This is a genomic window from Pseudomonas sp. AC355 (assembly GCF_979258205.1).
The window spans coordinates 725,532-743,897 of sequence record NZ_OZ409843.1 but is presented as its reverse complement, the minus strand read 5'-3'; the positions used below and the strand labels follow the sequence as shown (position 1 = coordinate 743,897).

The 18,366-nt window shown below is 60.2% G+C and carries 18 protein-coding genes and 1 pseudogene; 4 read left to right on the top strand and 15 right to left on the bottom strand.

The genetic code is table 11. From position 1 onward, the window contains the following. Nucleotides 1-46: 46 nt before the first annotated feature. The 13 genes and pseudogenes from fliM to ACZ0AI_RS03510 all read right to left on the bottom strand — a co-directional run bounded on the left by fliM (nucleotide 47) and on the right by ACZ0AI_RS03510 (nucleotide 12,204). A complete protein-coding gene (gene fliM / locus ACZ0AI_RS03570; protein ID WP_225831781.1) occupies nucleotides 47-1,018 on the bottom strand; it encodes a flagellar motor switch protein FliM in 972 nt (323 codons plus the stop codon). A gap of 15 nt (nucleotides 1,019-1,033) precedes the next feature. Then, complete coding sequence (gene fliL / locus ACZ0AI_RS03565) at nucleotides 1,034-1,558, bottom strand: flagellar basal body-associated protein FliL (RefSeq protein WP_463564591.1); 525 nt, start codon at nucleotides 1,556-1,558, stop codon at nucleotides 1,034-1,036. A gap of 253 nt (nucleotides 1,559-1,811) precedes the next feature. Next, nucleotides 1,812-3,086: a flagellar hook-length control protein FliK gene (locus ACZ0AI_RS03560; protein WP_463564590.1), complete on the bottom strand. Its 1,275-nt coding sequence runs from the start codon at nucleotides 3,084-3,086 to the stop codon at nucleotides 1,812-1,814. Nucleotides 3,087-3,159: 73 nt separating this feature from the next. Next, nucleotides 3,160-3,516: an Hpt domain-containing protein gene (locus tag ACZ0AI_RS03555; RefSeq protein WP_463564589.1), complete on the bottom strand. Its 357-nt coding sequence runs from the start codon at nucleotides 3,514-3,516 to the stop codon at nucleotides 3,160-3,162. Nucleotides 3,517-3,605: 89 nt separating this feature from the next. After that, nucleotides 3,606-5,300: a SpoIIE family protein phosphatase gene (locus tag ACZ0AI_RS03550; protein WP_463564588.1), complete on the bottom strand. Its 1,695-nt coding sequence runs from the start codon at nucleotides 5,298-5,300 to the stop codon at nucleotides 3,606-3,608. A gap of 6 nt (nucleotides 5,301-5,306) precedes the next feature. Further along, nucleotides 5,307-5,612 carry an STAS domain-containing protein gene (locus ACZ0AI_RS03545; RefSeq protein WP_070882915.1) on the bottom strand — a complete coding sequence of 102 codons (306 nt, stop codon included), beginning with the start codon at nucleotides 5,610-5,612 and terminating at the stop codon, nucleotides 5,307-5,309. Nucleotides 5,613-5,820: 208 nt separating this feature from the next. Next, nucleotides 5,821-6,273 carry a flagellar export protein FliJ gene (gene fliJ, locus ACZ0AI_RS03540; RefSeq protein WP_463564587.1) on the bottom strand — a complete coding sequence of 151 codons (453 nt, stop codon included), beginning with the start codon at nucleotides 6,271-6,273 and terminating at the stop codon, nucleotides 5,821-5,823. Between the two features lie 3 nt (nucleotides 6,274-6,276). Beyond that, the gene (gene fliI / locus ACZ0AI_RS03535) at nucleotides 6,277-7,635 is read right to left on the bottom strand and encodes a flagellar protein export ATPase FliI (protein ID WP_463564586.1); all 1,359 of its coding nucleotides are present in this window, start codon (nucleotides 7,633-7,635) and stop codon (nucleotides 6,277-6,279) included. Then, a complete protein-coding gene (gene fliH, locus ACZ0AI_RS03530) occupies nucleotides 7,625-8,413 on the bottom strand; it encodes a flagellar assembly protein FliH (RefSeq protein ID WP_463564585.1) in 789 nt (262 codons plus the stop codon). The genes fliI and fliH overlap by 11 nt, the downstream gene beginning before the upstream one ends. Nucleotides 8,414-8,416: 3 nt before the next feature. Further along, nucleotides 8,417-9,433: a flagellar motor switch protein FliG gene (fliG, locus tag ACZ0AI_RS03525; RefSeq protein WP_463564584.1), complete on the bottom strand. Its 1,017-nt coding sequence runs from the start codon at nucleotides 9,431-9,433 to the stop codon at nucleotides 8,417-8,419. Beyond that, a pseudogene (gene fliF, locus ACZ0AI_RS03520) lies at nucleotides 9,426-11,231 on the bottom strand (flagellar basal-body MS-ring/collar protein FliF). Before fliF ends, fliG begins: the two are co-directional and overlap by 8 nt. A gap of 16 nt (nucleotides 11,232-11,247) precedes the next feature. Further along, entirely contained in the window at nucleotides 11,248-11,577 is a 330-nt protein-coding gene (gene fliE / locus ACZ0AI_RS03515) for a flagellar hook-basal body complex protein FliE (RefSeq protein WP_463564583.1), read from the bottom strand. A 300-nt stretch (nucleotides 11,578-11,877) separates the two neighbouring features. After that, nucleotides 11,878-12,204: a ComEA family DNA-binding protein gene (locus ACZ0AI_RS03510; RefSeq protein WP_463564582.1), complete on the bottom strand. Its 327-nt coding sequence runs from the start codon at nucleotides 12,202-12,204 to the stop codon at nucleotides 11,878-11,880. Nucleotides 12,205-12,388: 184 nt separating this feature from the next. On the opposite strand from ACZ0AI_RS03510, the gene ACZ0AI_RS03505 reads away from it, so the two are divergent. Next, on the top strand, nucleotides 12,389-13,945 hold the full coding sequence (locus ACZ0AI_RS03505) for a glycoside hydrolase family 17 protein (RefSeq protein ID WP_463564581.1): 1,557 nt from the start codon (nucleotides 12,389-12,391) through the stop codon (nucleotides 13,943-13,945). A 40-nt stretch (nucleotides 13,946-13,985) separates the two neighbouring features. On the opposite strand, the gene ACZ0AI_RS03500 is transcribed toward ACZ0AI_RS03505, so the two are convergent. Beyond that, on the bottom strand, nucleotides 13,986-14,360 hold the full coding sequence (locus ACZ0AI_RS03500; protein ID WP_463564580.1) for a hypothetical protein: 375 nt from the start codon (nucleotides 14,358-14,360) through the stop codon (nucleotides 13,986-13,988). Between the two features lie 276 nt (nucleotides 14,361-14,636). Here ACZ0AI_RS03500 and ACZ0AI_RS03495 point away from each other — a divergent pair, with 276 nt between their 5' ends. The 3 genes from ACZ0AI_RS03495 to ACZ0AI_RS03485 all read left to right on the top strand — a co-directional run bounded on the left by ACZ0AI_RS03495 (nucleotide 14,637) and on the right by ACZ0AI_RS03485 (nucleotide 17,682). Next, nucleotides 14,637-15,935 carry a serine/threonine protein kinase gene (locus tag ACZ0AI_RS03495; protein WP_463564579.1) on the top strand — a complete coding sequence of 433 codons (1,299 nt, stop codon included), beginning with the start codon at nucleotides 14,637-14,639 and terminating at the stop codon, nucleotides 15,933-15,935. Nucleotides 15,936-15,954: 19 nt separating this feature from the next. Then, nucleotides 15,955-16,704, top strand: coding sequence for an MlaA family lipoprotein (locus tag ACZ0AI_RS03490; protein WP_225839695.1), 750 nt, complete (start codon nucleotides 15,955-15,957; stop codon nucleotides 16,702-16,704). Nucleotides 16,705-16,833: 129 nt separating this feature from the next. Beyond that, nucleotides 16,834-17,682: a pirin family protein gene (locus tag ACZ0AI_RS03485; protein ID WP_463564578.1), complete on the top strand. Its 849-nt coding sequence runs from the start codon at nucleotides 16,834-16,836 to the stop codon at nucleotides 17,680-17,682. A gap of 81 nt (nucleotides 17,683-17,763) precedes the next feature. On the opposite strand, the gene ACZ0AI_RS03480 is transcribed toward ACZ0AI_RS03485, so the two are convergent. Next, nucleotides 17,764-18,366 carry a tRNA-uridine aminocarboxypropyltransferase gene (locus tag ACZ0AI_RS03480; RefSeq protein ID WP_463564577.1) on the bottom strand — a complete coding sequence of 201 codons (603 nt, stop codon included), beginning with the start codon at nucleotides 18,364-18,366 and terminating at the stop codon, nucleotides 17,764-17,766.

The following is an 18,366-nucleotide window of genomic DNA, read 5'->3' as shown; positions in this document are numbered from 1 at the left end:
CGTTTATCGGTCGGGCCACGCGCGCGGGCGCATGGCGAAATTGTGGCTAGCGATGACGCTCGATCGGGTCGAGCACCTGTAGAGACAGGTTGCCCTTGTGCGAGCCAAGCTTGACCTTGAAGGACGGCACGCCATTGGCACGCAGAATCATGTGCTCCGGCAACTCCACGGGAATCACATCGCCCGGCTGCATGTGCAGAATGTCGCGCACCTTGAGTTGGCGCCGCGCGACAGTGGCGCTGAGCGGTACGCTGACCTCAAGAATGTCTTCACGCAGAGCCTTGACCCAGCGTTCGTCCTGGTCATCGACATCGGACTGGAAGCCGGCATCGAGCATCTCTCGAATCGGCTCGATCATCGAATAAGGCATGGTGATGTGCAGGTCGCCACCGCCGCCATCGAGCTCGATGTGAAAGGTCGATACCACAATCACTTCGCTGGGGCTGACGATGTTGGCCAGCGCCGGGTTGACCTCCGAACCGACGTACTCGAAGTTGATGTCCATCACCGCAGCCCAGGCTTCACGCAAATCAATGAACGCCTGATCCAGCACCATGCGCACCACGCGCAATTCAGTGGGGGTGAACTCGCGGCCTTCGATCTTCGCGTGGCGGCCATCACCACCAAAGAAGTTGTCGACCAGCTTGAATACCAGTTTGGCGTCGAGAATGAACAAGCCAGTGCCACGCAACGGCTTCATTTTCACCAGATTGAGGCTGGTCGGCACGTACAGCGAGTGAACGTACTCGCCGAACTTCATCACCTGTACACCACCCACGGCCACGTCAGCGGAGCGCCGTAGCAAGTTGAACATGCTGATGCGGGTATAGCGCGCAAAACGCTCGTTGATCATTTCCAGGGTCGGCATGCGCCCGCGCACGATCCGATCCTGACTGGTCAGATCGTACCCCTTGACGCTACCCGGCTCGACGAACTCCTCGGTTTCCACCAAGCCGTCATCGACACCATGCAACAGTGCGTCGATCTCGTCCTGGGACAGCAGGTCTTGCACAGCCATTATCGGACTCCCGCCTTATTGCAACACGAGGTTGGTGAACAGTACCTGCTCGACGGTCACCTTACCCGTCTCCTTCTCAGCCAGTTGCTGCACACTGGCCGTGGCCTGCTGACGCAGCATCTCCTTGCCCACGGGGGTGACTAGCGTGGCGAAGTCTTGGCTAGAGAACAGCATCACCAGGTTGTTGCGCAGTACTGGCATGTGCACTTTCAGCGCATCCAGTGCGGCTTGGTCGCGAGTCATCAGGGCAACACTGACTTGCATGTAGCGAGCCCGACCATTCTGGGTGAAATTGACCACAAACGCTGGCGTCAACTCCTCATAAATGGCCGGTTGTTTGACCGGAGCGGCATTCTCGGCCGACTCATGGGCAGTGTCTTCCTTGGCCGACTCCTTACTGAGAAAGAACCAGGTGCCACCCACCGATAGCCCCACGGCAAGCAGCAGCGCCAGAACGATCACGATGATCAGCTTCAGCTTGCCAGGCGGCTTGCTTCCTGCCTCGGCAGTTACGGCGGGTGGATCTTTCTTCTTAGCCATGCCAAAAATCCGTCACGAAGCAGAGAACCTTCCGCTTTCAAAGGGTTGAGAGCAAGTGTTATGCCAGCTCATGAGCTAGGGTGCAATTGCTGCGCGCCATGTTACGCGAAAGCACAGTATCTGACCTGGGCATTGGCCCAGAAACGAAATCACCCTGACCGATTGATTCGGGCAGGGTGAAGTCTAGAGCAGAGACTGGCGCTCAGGCCAAGCGACTACCTGTTAATCATCGACAGGCCCACCGACAGCAACATCAGGCGTAGTAGTCGACCATGCCGCGGCCACTGCCTTGGGCGGGATCGCGTAGTTCGACACTGCCGATCACGCGCTCCTCTTCCGCACCGATGGAGCCGTCATCCGCGAGCCGACCGCCGCGGTCGCGACTGTCGCTCTCCTGCCCCTGCCCTTGCCATGCGCGGCCTTGGGATTGATCGGAAACGTTCACATCGGCGAGGTTCATGCCTTGCTGGGTGAACATTTCACGCAGGCGGTGCACCTGACTTTCCAACGCCTCACGCACGCCCAGGTGGGCGCTGGCAAAGCTGATCTGGGTCTGATCCTGGTTCACACTGATGCGCACCTCCAGACGACCAAGCTCCGCAGGGTCAAGCTGGATCTCGGCGGACTTGAGGTTCTGGCTGGACATCCACATCACCTTGTCCACCACGCCCTCGCTCCAACCACCCTGATGCATGGCTACTGCCTGCCCGGGCACCACGGGAGCCCGGGCCACTTGTGAGGCCTGCTGGCCGATAGCCTGGCTCAGTGCGCTGAGCTTGCTGACAAACTGCTCAGGCGCGGTGTCCGCCGAACTCTCCTTCAACGCTTCCAGGCCTTCGGTGCTGAGTTCGAACAGCGGAAGCGTTGCAGTCTCACCGCCCTCACCCTCAACAGTTGTGGATTTCATTCCCATGGCCGCCATGGCGCTGGCGAATGCCTGACCACTGCTGGCCGACGCAGACGTCGACGCGTTGCCATTACTCGCTGCCGCCTGTTCAGCCACCTTTTCCTGGGCTCCGAGGTCGAGCGCCAGGCGCACCGCAGGCAGTTGATTGAGCGCATCGATCTCAGGGTCGAAGCTGGCTTCGGTCATGGTGGCGGGTGCGGAGCCGATCAGGCTGGCCGAGGCAGCAGCGACCTGCGCCTGCAGCTCAGGGTCAACGACCTCCACCACGACAGGCTGAGGCTCGAAAAGGCCGAGCATCAACAGCGGATCGAGCGCTGCATCCTCGCTTGCCGGGTCGGCAGGCAAGTCCTTGCCGCTTTCGGCAACGGCTGGCGCCTGCTCGGAGGTCGCCGCCGGACTACTGGCGCTTTTCTGCGGCTCATTTTTACTGTCACGTGCGTTTTTGGCGGCATTGTCCTGGCGCTCGGCAGCCTTGGCCTGACGCTCTTTGGCATACACCTGCGAGAAGCTGGAAGCCTCTTGCTTGCGCGGTTCGGCCGTATTCTGCGCAGTGTTCGCGGCAGGGGCCTTGGGCTTGGCCACCGCTGTGGGCGTCAGCAGCAGATCAGGGGCAACGGGCATGAATGCTCTCCGCTTGAATGATGTCGTGAACACAGACAAAGCAAAGGGCGGGCCAACCTGTCAGGAAAACCGGTTAATCAATGGAAAAACGCTGACGCTCAGACTTGAGCAAGATACGAACGATGGCGAATTCGCGCTCAACGCGGCCGATCAGCTCGGCAGCATCCGCCAAGTCGCCACGGCGGGCAAGCTCCTCAAGCTCACAGCAGGTATCAGCTAGCACCTTGGCGCCCATGTTGCTGCAGCTGCCCTTGAAGCTATGTGCGGCGTGGCGCATGGTTTGAACATCCTGTTCCTGCTCGGCCAACCGTAATAGCCGCAGACGCTCTTCGGAGTCGGTCACAAAAGTATCCAGCAACACGGGGTACTCGCTCTCCATGATGTCCTGCAAGGTCACCAGCACGGCGCGGTCTAGATGATTATCGGACACCCTTTACTCCAGACATGCAGTGAGTGGCAGCTCGTCATTGCTGATGACACGCCTTGTACCCGACAGGCAGAGCCAAACCAATTGGCGAATTATGCCTCTGCCGGCCAGGAAAACTCCACACAGACCCGACGCCCGTCAGGCGACCAGCTGCTGCGCTCGCTGAGATCACGAACCAGGGTCATACCGCGCCCACTCAGCCCTCCGGCCGGATGTTGACGTGCCAGTATGGCTAAAGGATCGAAGCCCTTGCCGTTATCTTCCACCGTCAGCGTCAAACGACCGCCACCCTCCTCACGACAAACGTCAACGATGATACTGACGCAGCCATCATCTAGCGCATCGAGTCGCTCACCACGTTGCCGGTAATACTCGGAGAACCCCGCCGCATCGCACTTGAGGGCCGAATCCAGCCCCAATACACCGTGTTCGAGCGCATTGGTGTACAGCTCGCACAGCACGCTATAGAGATTACCGCCATGGCCACGTAAACCTGGCACTTCGAGCAACAGCTGCAGCAGGTAAGGCAAGGGATAGAAATCACGTAAGGTGGGGCCGCGAAAGTCGAAGCGTGCCGACCACTGCTCAGGCCCTGCGCGCCACTCAGTGGACGCCAGCGGCGGTCGATTCACCGCGCTATCCTCGACCATGGTCACCTCGACCAGGCTGACGTCGTCACGCGCCTCACCATGAAAACGCTGCAGCGCACGCTGAATGTCGTCGAACAACGCAGACGGCGGATGACCGTTATCGAGTACGTCGAGCAGCCGTTGCTCGCCAAACAACTCTTCATGTTCGTTGTGAGCTTCGAGCACCCCATCGGAAAGTAGGAATACGCGATCGCCCAGTTCCAGCGGATAGGCCTCGTAATCATCGCGAAAACTGTCCGGCTCCAGCACCCCGAGCGGCAGATGGCGTGACACCAGCGCAATTCGTTCACCGCCGTTACGCAGCACGTAGCCATCCGGCAAACCACCGCCCCAGAACTCGACCACCTGACGGCGAAAGCTGATATTCAGCACCGTCGCGCAGCAGAACACCCCGCGCGGCAGGATGCGCCGCAGCTTGGCATTGCTCTCATGGAGAATTTCAGCCAGCGAATGGCCTTTGCCCGTCATGCGGTAGAAGACGTCGGCCAATGGCATCGCGCCGATCGCCGCGGGCAAACCATGGCCGGTGAAGTCGCCAAGTAGCACATGCATGTCACCGCTAGGGTGAAATGCGGCCAACAACAGGTCGCCATTGAACAGTGCGTAGGGCGATTGCATATAACGGATATTGCCCGCGCCCAGGCAACCGGAATGGGCCACCTTGTCGAACACCGCCTTGGCTACCTGTTGTTCGTTGAGCAAGTGCTCATTGTGCCGGGCAATCAGATCACGCTGCTGCAGCACCTCCTGGTGCAGGCGACGCACACGATCCATGGCGTTGATCTTGGCTTCGAGAATCACCCGACTGTAAGGCTTGGCAAGAAAGTCATCGCCACCAGCCTCGAGACAGCGAACCAGCGCTTCGTCTTCGCTGAGGGAGGTCAGGAAAATGATCGGCACCATGGCATCGCCAGCCAGGGCCTTGATCCGCCGCGCCGCTTCGAAACCATCCATCACCGGCATTAGCGCATCCATCAATACCAGTTGCGGACGCTGCGACTCGAACAGCGCGACCGCCTCCAGGCCATCGCTGGCGGCCAGCACTCGATGCCCCTGGCGACCGACGATGGTCGACAGCAGCATGCGGTCAGTGGCGCTGTCCTCGGCAATAAGGATGGTAAGACGCGAGGCGTTCATAGCGCGTCAGACGATCTGGAACAGCTGTTCGAAGTTCGAAATGGACAAGATCTTGCGCACGTCGGCATTGCAGTTAAGCAGGCGAATCTGTGCGCGGTCGCCGCCTGCATGGTCACGCAGCAGCAGCAACATGCCGAGCGCCGAGCTATCGAGGTAGGTCGTCCCCTTGAGGTCTACCGAATAGCGCTTAGGACGGATATCGACGCGCTCGTAAGCACGACGAAACTCCTGATGGGCGCCAAAATCGAAGCGACCCTGAATCGTGATGGTCAACTCTTGCCCATCTTCCGAAGGCAGCGAGGTGATGGGCATGCAACACTCCTTGAGATCCGAGAAACCCGTCAGACCGCCGTATGCGAACCAACTTGCCCGAGCCTGCCCTGATCAGCAGGCAATACCTTGCAGACCAAAGCCGCGGCGCGGTGTCTCACCTATTTTCCTGTCCCTGCCCAAGTCGCTCTCCGGCGACCTGAATTCCGACCTATGAAGATTTAGCATTAGCCTGCGTCAGCGGCAACCATCATTCTTGAAAATCACGCCGAGGTAGGCGCTGAGAAAGCTCGTCAAGTAATTTCTGCTCACGCTTGTCTTCGGCCAGGCGCGCTTCGTCCAGGTAACGCTGCACCAGCTTTCGTAACCCCTCGAGTCTTGCGTAGCGCTGTTGCCAGATATCACGCATCTTGTCCAAATTACTGCGGTGCCAGCTCACAGCCTGGTGCTGTTGAGCGATCGCCACATCGAGCTGGGAAAGGAAACGCTGATAATTCATCAGCCACTGACCGGATACACCGCGCTGCCCTTCGCTGATCCACTGCTGCTGATAGCCTTGCAGATAATTTTCGAGGTCGCCCAGCTTTCCCTGGGCCTGCCCCAGCAAGCCTTGAGCGCGCCCTAGCTGCAAAGCGGCTTCACGCTCGGCCTTTTCGGCCATTTCCACCACGGGCGCCAAGCGCGCAGCGCGACTCGTTGCCATGGATTAGGGCGCCGTACTGGGGTTCAGCACCGCGGCCAGCAGGTCACGGCTGCTGTCCAGGCTTTCGCTTTCGCCCAAGCTTTGACGTAAGTAGCGCACCATCACCGGCTGGCGGGCGATGGCCAAATCAGTATCGGCATCACCACCAGGCACATAGGCGCCCACGCTGATCAAATCGCGACTCTGCTGGTAACGCGACCACAGCTGTTTAAAACGCTGGGCGTTGCGCATGTGCTCAGCACTGACCACCTGAGGCATGACCCGGCTAATGGACGCTTCGATATCGATTGCGGGGTAATGCCCTTCCTCGGCCAGACGCCGGGACAGTACAAAGTGACCGTCGAGCACGCCACGGGCAGCATCAGCGATGGGGTCTTGCTGGTCATCACCTTCCGACAGCACGGTATAGAACGCAGTGATCGACCCACCACCCTCCTCGGCGTTACCGGCACGCTCGACCAGACGCGGCAATTTGGCGAATACCGACGGTGGATAGCCCTTGGTCGCTGGTGGCTCACCAATGGCCAGGGCAATTTCACGCTGGGCCTGGGCGAAACGGGTCAGAGAATCCATCAGCAGCAGGACATTCTTGCCCTTGTCACGAAAGTACTCGGCGATCCGTGTGCAATACATGGCCGCTCGCAGGCGCATCAATGGCGCATCATCGGCTGGCGACGCCACCACCACAGAACGCTTGATGCCCTCGCTGCCAAGAATCTCGTCGATGAACTCCTTTACCTCACGGCCCCGCTCGCCGATCAACCCGACCACGATGATATCGGCCTCGGTAAAGCGGGTCATCATGCCCAGCAGCACCGACTTACCCACGCCAGTACCGGCAAACAGTCCGAGGCGCTGGCCGCGGCCGACGGTGAGCAAGCCATTGATGCTGCGAATACCGACATCCAGCGGCTCGCTGATCGGGTGACGTTTGAGCGGGTTGATGGTCGGGCCGTCCATGGGCACCCAGTCTTCGGCTTTCATCCCGCCCTTGCCGTCCAGGGCACGGCCAGCGCCGTCGAGCACGCGGCCGAGCATGGACATGCCCATGGGCAGACGCCCGGTATCTGGCAGCGGCACCACGCGCGCACCAGGAGCGATACCGGCCAGGCTGCCGACCGGCATGAGGTAAATCTTGCCGGCGGAAAAGCCCATCACCTCGGCTTCCACCTGCACCGGGTGATAACTGTCATCGTTGATCACCAGGCAGCGGCTGCCCAGCGCAGCGCGCAAGCCTTCGGCTTCGAGGGTCAGGCCAACCATGCGCAGCAGGCGGCCCTCGACGACGGGCTGAGATGGCAACTTCACCGCGTCGCCATAGCCCTCCATGCGGCGGGCAAAGCTAATGCGCTCAAGGCGCATTGGCGTCATCCAGTTCGATATGCATGTCGGCGGAACGTGGAGTCGTCGCATGCTCGCGCTGCTGCTCGAACAATTGCTTGAGCGCTTGGCTAAGACGCGTTTCGACACTGGCGTCAATGCGACTGTGCTCGCTTTCTACTCGGCAGCCGCCGGGCAGCAGAGAATCATCTTCGAGAATCCGCCAGTTTTCTTCATGGCGATCACGCAGCGCCTTGACCTGCTCGAAGTCCTGCGGATTGAGGTGAATGCGGATATTTTCTGCGCCCATGGGCAGCAGTTTTAGCGCCTCGCGCAATACCTGGCGGATCTGACTGGAGTCGCGACTCAGCTCACGCTGAATGACCTCACGGGTGATCTGCCCAACCAAGGCCACCAGAGCTACTTCGAGCTGCTGGTCTTGCTCGGCGATTGGCTCGAACAGATGGCTCATCACTTGTTCGAGCGCATTGACGCGGCTCGCCAGCGCGGCATCGGCTTCCTGCTTGGCCTTGAGTTGACCGGCGCGGAAGCCATCTTTTTCGCCCGTTGCGAAACCTTCGTTGTAAGCATCCTGGCGAATGGCCTCAAGCTCATCGAGCGTCAAGGGTTTGACATCTTCCAGGGCAACCTCTTCGCTCTCCTGCGGCTCAGGCGGTTGCGCCTCTGCAGCCGCTACGCCAGAAGCAGGTACCTCTTCCGGCACCTCAACATGCTCGTCGAAACTGGGTAGCGACCAGCGATTGACGCTGCCCAGATCCTTGGCGCGAATCAGCTCGCTGGCGGGTTCCTTGCCGGCCATGGGTTAAACCATCTCCTCGCCACCTTTACCACCCAGGACGATTTCGCCGGCATCGGCCATACGTCGAGCGATGGTGAGAATTTCTTTCTGCGCCGTCTCGACGTCGCTGACGCGCACAGGCCCTTTGGCCTCGAGATCATCACGCAACAGCTCGGCCGCACGTTTGGACATGTTCTTGAACACCTTCTCCTTGATCGCCTCGTCCGCCCCCTTGAGCGCCAACACCAGCACATCGGAGGAAACCTCGCGCAACAGCGCCTGGATTCCGCGGTCGTCAACATCGGCCAGGTTATCGAAGACGAACATCAGGTCTTCGATCTGCGACGACAGGTCTTCGTCGACCTCGCGAATCGAGTCCATCAACTGCCCTTCTACCGAACTGTCGAGGTAGTTCATGATGTCGGCGGCGCGCTTGACCCCGCCCATGGTGGCGCGGGTAGTGTTGGAGCTGCCGGAGAACTGCTTCTCGAGGATCAGATTGAGTTCCTTGAGCGCCGCGGGCTGCACGGTGTTCAGCGACGACACACGCAGGACGATATCCAGACGTACCTTGTGATCGAAATGTCCCAGAACCTCGCCCGCCTGATCCGGATCCAGATAGGCCACCACAATGGCCTGAATCTGCGGGTGCTCGTAGCGAATCACATCGGCCACGGCTCGCGGTTCCATCCACTTCAAACTGTCCAGGCCGCTGGTGCTGCCACCCAGCAGGATACGGTCGATCAGGTTGCCGGCCTTGTCCTCACCGAGCGCCTGGGTAAGCATTTTGCGTATATAACCGTCAGCCCCCACGCCCAGGCTGGTTTGGTCGCCGACGGTTTCGACGAACTCACCCATCACCTGTTCGACCTGCTCACGATGAATGTTGCGCATGCCGGCCATGGCCACACCCACTCGCTGCACTTCCTTGGGCCCCAGATGACGAAGCACTTGGGCCGCATCGGTTTCACCGAGCGAAAGCAGAAGAATCGCAGCCTTCTCGACCTTGCTCATCTTGGCGGTGGTACGGTTGTCATTCATCAGCATTGATCCAGTCTTTGACCACCTGGGCTACACGACCCGGGTCTTCGGCGACCAGGCTTTTGATCGCGTTCAGTTGCGCATCATACCCCTCGCTCGGGCTGGGTAGGAGAATGCTTTGCGGGCCACCGAGGCTCACCCGGTCGGACGACAACTGGCCATCCAGACTACCCATTTCACCCAGGTCTACGTCGCCATCGCGACCACCGCCAGCCATGGCCAGTTCTTTACCCTTGCCGCCACCGGTGATGTTGTTGAGCACAGGGCGCAACACGAACCACACCAATAGGAAGATCAACAAGGCCGGGAACAGCGACTTTAGACCGCCCATAGCCATGAGGAAAAGCTCACTCTGGTACCACGGCATTTCGATCACTTCGCTGACTTCACTGCTGAAGGCAGTGTTGATCACGCTGACGCTGTCACCGCGGCTGGCATCGAAGCCTACCGAGTCCTGCACCAGGCGAGTGAAACGCGCCAGGTCATCACTGGTTCACGGCACACGGGTGGCTTCACCGGTGGCCGGGTCGACACGCATCTGATCATCTACCACCACGGCGACGGAAAGCCGGCGCAGGCGACCTTGTTGCTGCTTGGTGTAACTGACCGAACGATCTAGCTCGAAATTACGGGTCGACTGATCGCGCTTGTCGGCCGGGTATGGCGCCAACATCGGCTGCCCGGTCGCCGGATCCATGATCTGCTGGCCATTGGCATCGACCAGAGGTTGGCCGGGGGCAATCGGGCCACCAGGCGCGGCGGCACCGCCAGCCTGTTGCGGCGCGGCAGCAGGGCCAGGAGGCTGATTGCTCAGGGCGCCAGGCACGCCTTGCGGACCGCTGCCGCTGCTGCGTTGTTCATTGACTTGCTGCTCGCTGCGTAGCGCTGGCTGATCCGGGTTGAAGGTCTCCGAGGTCGACTCGACTGCGCTGAAATCCACATCGGCCGATACTTCAGCCTTGTAGCGGCCCATGCCGAGCACCGGCTGCAGGATGTTGTGCACGCGCTGGGTAAAGAGGCTTTCCATACGGCGGCTGTAATCGAACTGCTTGCCGGCCATGCTCAGTTCGGACATTTCCTGTTGGTCGGACAGCAGGTTGCCCTTTTGATCGACCACGGTGACCTGGCCCTTGTCCATTTCCGGCACGCTGCTGGCGACCAGATTGACGATCGCCATCACCTGGCTTGGCTCCAGATTGCGGCCCGAATAAAGCTCGACCAGTACCGAAGCACTGGGCTTGCGCTCGTCACGGACGAATACCGAGCTCTTCGGAATGGCCAAGTGCACGCGCGCGGCCTTGACGTTGTTCAGGCTCGACACGGTACGTGCCAACTCGCCTTCCAGGCCACGGCGATAACGGGTCGCCTCCATGAACTGGCTGGTACCGAGTCCCTGCTCCTTGTCGAGAATTTCGAAACCGATGCTGGTGTCGGTCGGCGCTACGCCAGCCGAGGCCAAGAGAATGCGCGCACGCGACAGATCGTCGGATTTAACCAGCAGCGCACCCGAGTTCGGTTCAATGGTGTAGGTGATGTTCGCAGTCGTCAGCGTTTCCAACACCTGGGTCGCATCCATGCCATTAAGGCTGCCGTACAGCGGCTTGTAATCCGGTTGCTGTGACCAGAGCACTACGGCAAAACCAATCGCCACACTGGCGGCCAGACCGACCAGCAGCCCGAGCTGGCGCAGCAACGGCATATCGGAGAGATTTTCCAGGAACGTCAACCCGAACAGCGGCTTTTTCGGCGCGCTGCCAGCGGAAGTGGCGGGTACGTTTGCAGCAAGTGCGTCGGCCATGATCGGGATCTACCTCTTAAACCGGCATTTGCATGATGTCTTGGTACGCCTGAACCAGCTTATTGCGTACCTGTGTCATGGCCTGGAAAGAAACGCTGGCCTTCTGCGAAGCAATCATCACATCGGTCAGGTCAACCCCGCTTTGGCCCATTTCGAAGGCCGTGGACAGTTGGCTGGAAGCCTGCTGGGTTTCGCTGACCTTATTCACCGCCTGCCCGAGCATGTCCGAAAAGCTCGGCGCGCCGGCTTCTTGGGTTTCGGAGACTGCCGGCTTGCGTGCCATGGCCTCAGCCTGCATGGAGCGCATTTCCAGCATTAGACGATTGAACGCGACACCCTGACTCATAACCCTTCCTCCACTGACCGCGGTTTTTTGACGCCGCGTGTGCTTTGCAGAGGTAATTGCAACAAGGGTGCCAACTGCGCATCCCATGCCTAGAGCGTTAATTTATCGGCGCAGCAGGCTTCTGTTGATCGGAGAGCATGAAATGAGCCAACCTCCCCAAACGCAGATACGCTGGGTATTCGACGCCAAGACTCATCGGACGCGACGCCAGAAAACCTACCAAAAGAAGGCGTGCAGCCCATAAAAACGCCGCTCGCCCCAGAAGGGCCGAGCGGCTCGGGTACAACGCGTGAGTTAGCGTTACTGGCTGACGGTTAGCTTGGTGCGATTACGCTCCAGCAAGGCCTCACCAACACCCTTGACCTCTAGCAACTCGTCGACCGAGGCGAACTCGCCGTGAGTATCCCGGTAGCTGACGATAGCTTGAGCTTTGACGGCACCAACCCCACTGAGCTCGCGCTGCAAGGTTTCAGCATCGGCAGTATTGAGGTTGATCGGGTTGAGTTCGGCAACTTGCTGAGCGACTGGCTCAGTAGTTGGGGTTTTGGCACTTTCGTTGGCGCTGACCAGCAGAGAGGCACTGGCGAGCACAACAAACAGCACGGTTTGCAACATAGATTTTTGCATGATTCAACATCCTTTTAGAGTTCACTCGGATTGAGCGACGCGGACATCCCTAACGCCGCATAGTCAAAACTAGCCAGCTTGCATCGGTTGTCAAATCTCGGGATTGTTAACGTATTTTTCGCCGCTATCTAAAGCCCCATCTCGCCGCTAAGATGCGCGTCTCCCCTACCACGCGTGTTTGATCATGCCCGCCAACGCTCGCTTTCCGTTACTCCCCTATATCTGTGCCTGCATCATCGGTTTTCTCGCGCTTGGCAGCCTCTGGCAAACCATTGGCAAACCCGTCGTGTTGGCCGATGCCGCGACGCCCACGCATAAGCTGCAGTGTGCGTCCTACACACCGTTTGGCAAGGATCAGTCCCCCTTCGATCTACCTCTGCAGATTCATCCGGAGCAGATGGACACCGATCTTGCATTGCTTGCCGAACGCTTCCAATGCATCCGCACCTATTCGGTCACCGGCCTCGAGTCGCTACCGGATCTGGCGCGCAAGCACGGCCTGAAGCTGATCACCGGCGCCTGGGTGAGCCGTAACCCCCATGACACGGCCATCGAAATTCAGGGCCTGATCAAACTGGCCAAGGAAAACCCGGATGTCGTCGAAGCAGTGATCGTCGGCAATGAAGCGTTGCTGCGCAAGGAAGTCACGGGTGGGCAACTGGTCGAACTGATCAACCAGGTCAAAGCCGAAATCACCCAGCCGGTGACCTACGCTGATGTCTGGGAGTTCTGGCTCAAGCACCCCGAAGTGGCCCCGGCAGTGGACTTCATCACCATTCACCTGCTGCCTTACTGGGAAGATGATCCGGCTGGCATCGACGCGGCCCTGCATGAAGTGACCGAAGTGCGCGAATTGTTCGGCAAGCAGTTCGCGCCCAAAGACATCATGATCGGCGAAACCGGCTGGCCCAGCGAAGGCCGCCAGCGTGAAACCGCAGTACCCAGCCGCGTCAACCAGGCCACTTTCATTCGTGGCTTCGTCGCACTGGCCGAACAGCACGGCTGGCGCTACAACCTGATTGAAGCCTTCGATCAGCCGTGGAAACGCGTCAGCGAAGGCGCTGTGGGTGGTTTCTGGGGTTTGTATGACGCCGACCGCCAGGACAAATCGATCCTCGCGGGGCCTGTTTCCAACCTGCCGCACTGGCCGCTCTGGCTGGCCATCAGCGGCGGCGTTCTGGCCTTCGGTTTACTGGTAGGCGGTCGCCCGAGCTCGACCCGCAACGCCGTGCTACTACCACTGTTGGCCGCGCTGGGTGCTGCATGCGTTGGCCTGTGGGCAGAGTTGTCCTGGGTCACCAGCCGCTATGTCGGCGAATGGCTGTGGGCTGGCGCCTTGCTCGCACTCAACCTGCTGGTAATAGCCCATGCAGCACTGTCGCTCTCCACAGCCTCGGGCTGGCGTGCCCAGGCATTCAGCTGGTTGGAGCGCCGTGCAGGCTGGTGGCTGGCGGCGGCCGGCTTCGCCGGTGCGGTGATGATGCTGGCGATGGTCACCGACGCCCGCTATCGCAGCTTCCCCAGTGCAGCGCTGTTGCTGCCGGCGCTGGTTTACCTGCTACGCCCGGTTGCGGCGCCACGTCGGGAGATTGCCCTGTTGGGGCTGCTGATTGCCGCAGGCATCGTGCCGCAGCTGTATGAAGAGACGCTGGATAACCTGCAGGCCATTGGCTGGGCGATTACCAGCGCGCTGCTGGCAGCCGCGCTGTGGCGCAGCCTGAAACGCTCGAAGGGACGCTAGGAGCAACTGGCGCAGCGTTCGAGCGCTGCGCCAGGCACTATCAGCCCGCTGCCGAAGTGGGCGCGCGTACCAAGCGCAACAGCGCCAGTACCACCGCGAACACCGCCAGGCTGGCGGTGTAGAGCGCGAGAGCCGGTAAACCAAGCAGCAGCCCTGGCACCGCCAGGCGCCAGCCCCAGGCACCTGGCAACACGAAGGCCAGCACGGCGCAACCGAGGGCAGCCCAGGCGATTATTCTCAAATGAATCATCCAGCCCAGGGTAGCGCGAACCTGGCAGGCCAGATTCTCTGGGTCGTCGACACAACGACCTACCCACTGATCACCCTCCATAAGCAGATAACGCAAGCCATAACTGGCGATCACACACAGAACGGCGGCGATCACCAGCACAACGACAGACAGACGGCGGGGCATGCGGCACTCCAGAGGGCATCGAAATGGCGCTCAGCATAATCTCCCGCCGGGTGGATGCAAGTCACAAATGGTGGCAAGTGCAAAGGCGCTGAAAACCGCGCAACCTCGACCTTTGCTCGTAAATCCGGTATCTACTTCATTGGCATGCAGCAGGACGATAATTTCCCATGGCACTTTGACACATAGGCAGTTGTCCTAGTCATCGCGGCTGATGCCGAAAGCACGGGCAGCCCCGCCCACCTCTGAAAAGAATGTTCTCTTCCAAAGGGATCTTGTATGTCTTTCATTCCCCGCCTTGCTGCCCTGCTTAGCGGCCTACTGCTCAGCACCCCACTCTGGGCCGCCGATGTCGACCCTCAGACTTATGGCTATCCGCTAACCAATCCGTTCGAGGCGACTATCGCCACCACGCCGCCGGAGCTGCGGCCTGAGTTACCGGACGATGCCGATATCAACCAGAAGGACTATCAGGTTCGCCTGCGCCCGGAACGCGAATTCCAGCTGCCGGACAACTTCTGGGCAGTGACCAAGATGCGTTACCGGCTGGCCGAGCAGAAAGGCCCGGCGCCGCTGATCTTCATCATCGCCGGCACCGGTGCGCATTACTCGAGCAGCACGCCTGAATACCTGAAGAAACTGTTCTATGGTGCGGGCTACCACGTCGTGCAGTTGTCATCGCCGACCAGCTACGACTTCATGACCTCAGCCTCGCGCTTCGCCACGCCGGGTATCAGCCGTGACGATGCCGAAGACCTGTATCGCGCCATGCAGGCGGTGCGTGCTCAGCATCCGCGCCTGGAAGTCACCGACTTCTACCTCACCGGTTACAGCCTCGGCGCCCTGCACGCCGCATTCGTCAGCCAGTTGGACGAGACACGCCGCAGCTTCAACTTCAAGCGCGTGCTGATGCTCAACCCACCGGTCAACCTGTACACCTCGATCACCAACCTGGATCGCCTGGTACAGACCGAGGTCAAGGGCATCAGCAACCGCACCACCTTCTATGAACTGGTGCTGGGCAAACTGACCCGTTACTTCCAGGACAAGGGGTACGTCGATATCAACGACGCGCTGCTGTATGACTTTCAGCAGTCCAAGGAGCACTTGACCGACGAACAGATGGCCATGCTGATCGGCACCTCTTTCCGCTTCTCGGCTGCCGATATCGCCTTCACATCGGATCTGATCAACCGTCGCGGCCTGATCACTCCAGTGGATTATCCGATTGGCGAGGGCACCAGCCTGACGCCGTTCTTCCGCCGCGCTCTGCAGTGCGACTTCGACTGTTACATGGCCGAACAGCTGATTCCGATGTGGCGTGCCCGCTATGACGGCGGCAGCATGACCCAACTGATCAATGAGGTGAGCCTGTACGGTATCGAGGATTACCTGAAGAACAGCCCAAAAATCGCTGTGATGCATAACGCTGACGATGTGATTCTTGGCCCAGGCGACCTCGGTTTTCTGCGCCGTACCATGGGCGATCGCTTGACCGTGTACCCGCTGGGCGGCCACTGCGGCAACCTCAATTACCGCGTCAACAGCAAAGACATGTTGGAGTTCTTCCGTGGCTAAGTCCTTTCCTACTCTCACGCTGTTCGCCGCCCTGCTGACCTGCGGCACTGCCGTTGCCCAGACCACCATCGAGGACGACGGCTTCAAGCAACCGCTGAGCAAGCTCAAGTTCAACCCCGGTCTGGATCAGCGCGAGTTCGAACGCTCGACGCTATCCGCGCTGGAAGTGTTCGATCCGCTGGAGTCGTGGAACCGTCGTGTCTACCACTTCAACTATCGTTTCGATGAGTGGGTGTTTCTGCCCGTGGTCGACGGATACCGCTACATCACACCGGGCTTCGTGCAGAAGGGTGTGACCAACTTCTTTAGCAACCTGGGTGACGTACCCAACCTGTTCAACAGCGTGGCGCAGCTCAAGGGGCAGCGCGCACTGAACACCACGGCACGCCTGCTGTTCAATACCACGCTCGGGGTTGCCGGACTGTGGGATCCAGCCACCCTCATGGGCTTGCCCAAGCAGCGTGAGGACTTCGGCCAGACCCTGGGTTTCTACGGAACCCCCGCCGGCCCATATCTGATGCTGCCGATTCTCGGGCCGTCGAACCTGCGCGACACCGGTGGCCTGGTGACGGACTTCGGCGTCGCACAAGCGGTCAATTACCTCAACATGGCCGAGGTCGCCAGCGATCATCCGGAAGTCACCCTGCTCAGGGGCGTCGATCAGCGCTCGACCACCAGCTTCCGCTACGGCCAGATAAACTCGCCGTTCGAATACGAGAAGCTGCGCTTCTTCTATACCGAATCGCGCAAGCTGCAGATCGCCGAGTGATACGAAGGGCGGCGTCCAGTGGCGCCGCCCTTCAACATCGGCTTTGTTGATCGATAACACAGAGTTTTCCTACCCATATCCTGGTTCGCCTCGCCTAACATGGGCCATCGCGTTCCAGGAGCCTTCAGCATGACCCAACTACGCAATGTACTCGCCATTCAGCCGGGCCAGCCCGCTTCCGACGGTGCCGGCGTGCGCCTCAATCGAGTGATCGGCGGCGGCGGCATCGAGCGCTTCGACCCCTTCCTGATGCTCGACGAGTTCAGCACCGAGAACGCCGACGACTATATCGCCGGCTTTCCGCCGCACCCACACCGCGGCTTCGAAACCATTACCTACATGCTCGAAGGGCGCATGCGCCACGAGGATCATCTGGGCAATGTCGGGCTGCTGCAGGGCGGTGACGTGCAGTGGATGACCGCTGCACGCGGCATCATCCACAGCGAAATGCCGGAGCAGGAGCAAGGTGCCATGCGCGGCTTCCAGCTATGGCTCAACCTGCCCGCCGACAGCAAGATGGCCGCCCCGGACTACCGCGACATCCCGGCCTCGCAGATTCCCCGCGTGCGTACTGCCAGTGGCGCCGAAGTGGTGGTCATCGCCGGCACCTTCGCCGAGGGCGACATCGTTCAGGCAGGCGCAGTGCAGCGCCCCAGTACCGATCCCTATCTCCTCGATCTGCATATTCCGGCAGGCAGCACCTTGAGCCCCACCCTGCCCGACGGCCACCGCGCTCTGCTTTACGTGTACCAGGGCAACGCTCATGTGCAACGCAGCCACGAAGTGAAAGCTGGCAGGCTGGTTCGCCTGGATGATCAGGGTGAATTGCATCTGAGCAGCAGCACGGGGGCTCGAGTGCTACTGCTCGCTGGCAAGCCGCTGAACGAGCCCATCGTGCAATACGGGCCTTTCGTGATGAACAGCCGGGAAGAAATCGAACAGGCGATGCGCGACTTCCGAGATGGCACCTTCGCCTGAAGCGGGCGCCGCTATTGGTGGGCTGAAGCCCAGCCTACGACACGCGCGCACCCCGTAGGGTGAGCTTCAGCCCACAAACACCTATGAATGCAGGTGATTGCGCCTGAACGTTTCCTCGCCCATCGCCGTGATCTGCCCTTCGATAAGGGCATCGAAGGGTTTCAGCAGGGCCTGATAATCAGCCGGTGCCTCCAGCACGTTCAATGCAGCGACGATTGCCTCGAGGGTCGACAACGATCCTTCCATCGGCGCCTTGCGCAGGCGATAGCGTGAGGGCGGCACATTCGACAGGGTCACCCGCGGCAGCGCTGCCAACGCAGGATTGAGATGCAGCAGCTTGCGCGCTTTGCGCCAGGTGCCATCAGGCACCACCAGGCGCAACGGCCTGTCATCCGTTTCATAGACCAGGCTCTCCAGCGGCTGCGCATCGTCCCCCGGAAACAACAAACAGGTTCGGTAGCCCGGTTGCGCCAGCCACAGCGGAAGATCCTCAAACACCTCACCTATCCGCAGCGTCGCATTGCGCAGGCCGAGCACAGCCAGATTGGCGGTGTTCAGGGCGTGATCGACTTCATCGGGATGCTGCAGCACGAGGATTTCGGTACGGCTGGGCAAATCTGGAATCAGCGCGCACAAGCAATGGCTTTCGGGGCGTTTGCAGCGGGAACAGCGGGGGCGTGACAT

Bases quoted from the DNA above. Each gene is read 5' to 3' on its own strand.
- fliM (WP_225831781.1), bottom strand. From the start codon at position 1,018: ATGGCTGTGCAAGACCTGCTGTCCCAGGACGAGATCGACGCACTGTTG.
- fliL (WP_463564591.1), bottom strand. From the start codon at position 1,558: ATGGCTAAGAAGAAAGATCCACCCGCCGTAACTGCCGAGGCAGGAAGC.
- ACZ0AI_RS03560 (WP_463564590.1), bottom strand. From the start codon at position 3,086: ATGCCCGTTGCCCCTGATCTGCTGCTGACGCCCACAGCGGTGGCCAAG.
- ACZ0AI_RS03550 (WP_463564588.1), bottom strand. From the start codon at position 5,300: ATGAACGCCTCGCGTCTTACCATCCTTATTGCCGAGGACAGCGCCACT.
- ACZ0AI_RS03545 (WP_070882915.1), bottom strand. From the start codon at position 5,612: ATGCCCATCACCTCGCTGCCTTCGGAAGATGGGCAAGAGTTGACCATC.
- fliJ (WP_463564587.1), bottom strand. From the start codon at position 6,273: ATGGCAACGAGTCGCGCTGCGCGCTTGGCGCCCGTGGTGGAAATGGCC.
- fliI (WP_463564586.1), bottom strand. From the start codon at position 7,635: ATGCGCCTTGAGCGCATTAGCTTTGCCCGCCGCATGGAGGGCTATGGC.
- fliH (WP_463564585.1), bottom strand. From the start codon at position 8,413: ATGGCCGGCAAGGAACCCGCCAGCGAGCTGATTCGCGCCAAGGATCTG.
- fliG (WP_463564584.1), bottom strand. From the start codon at position 9,433: ATGAATGACAACCGTACCACCGCCAAGATGAGCAAGGTCGAGAAGGCT.
- fliE (WP_463564583.1), bottom strand. From the start codon at position 11,577: ATGAGTCAGGGTGTCGCGTTCAATCGTCTAATGCTGGAAATGCGCTCC.
- ACZ0AI_RS03510 (WP_463564582.1), bottom strand. From the start codon at position 12,204: ATGCAAAAATCTATGTTGCAAACCGTGCTGTTTGTTGTGCTCGCCAGT.
- ACZ0AI_RS03505 (WP_463564581.1), top strand. From the start codon at position 12,389: ATGCCCGCCAACGCTCGCTTTCCGTTACTCCCCTATATCTGTGCCTGC.
- ACZ0AI_RS03500 (WP_463564580.1), bottom strand. From the start codon at position 14,360: ATGCCCCGCCGTCTGTCTGTCGTTGTGCTGGTGATCGCCGCCGTTCTG.
- ACZ0AI_RS03495 (WP_463564579.1), top strand. From the start codon at position 14,637: ATGTCTTTCATTCCCCGCCTTGCTGCCCTGCTTAGCGGCCTACTGCTC.
- ACZ0AI_RS03485 (WP_463564578.1), top strand. From the start codon at position 16,834: ATGACCCAACTACGCAATGTACTCGCCATTCAGCCGGGCCAGCCCGCT.
- ACZ0AI_RS03480 (WP_463564577.1), bottom strand. From the start codon at position 18,366: ATGTCACGCCCCCGCTGTTCCCGCTGCAAACGCCCCGAAAGCCATTGC.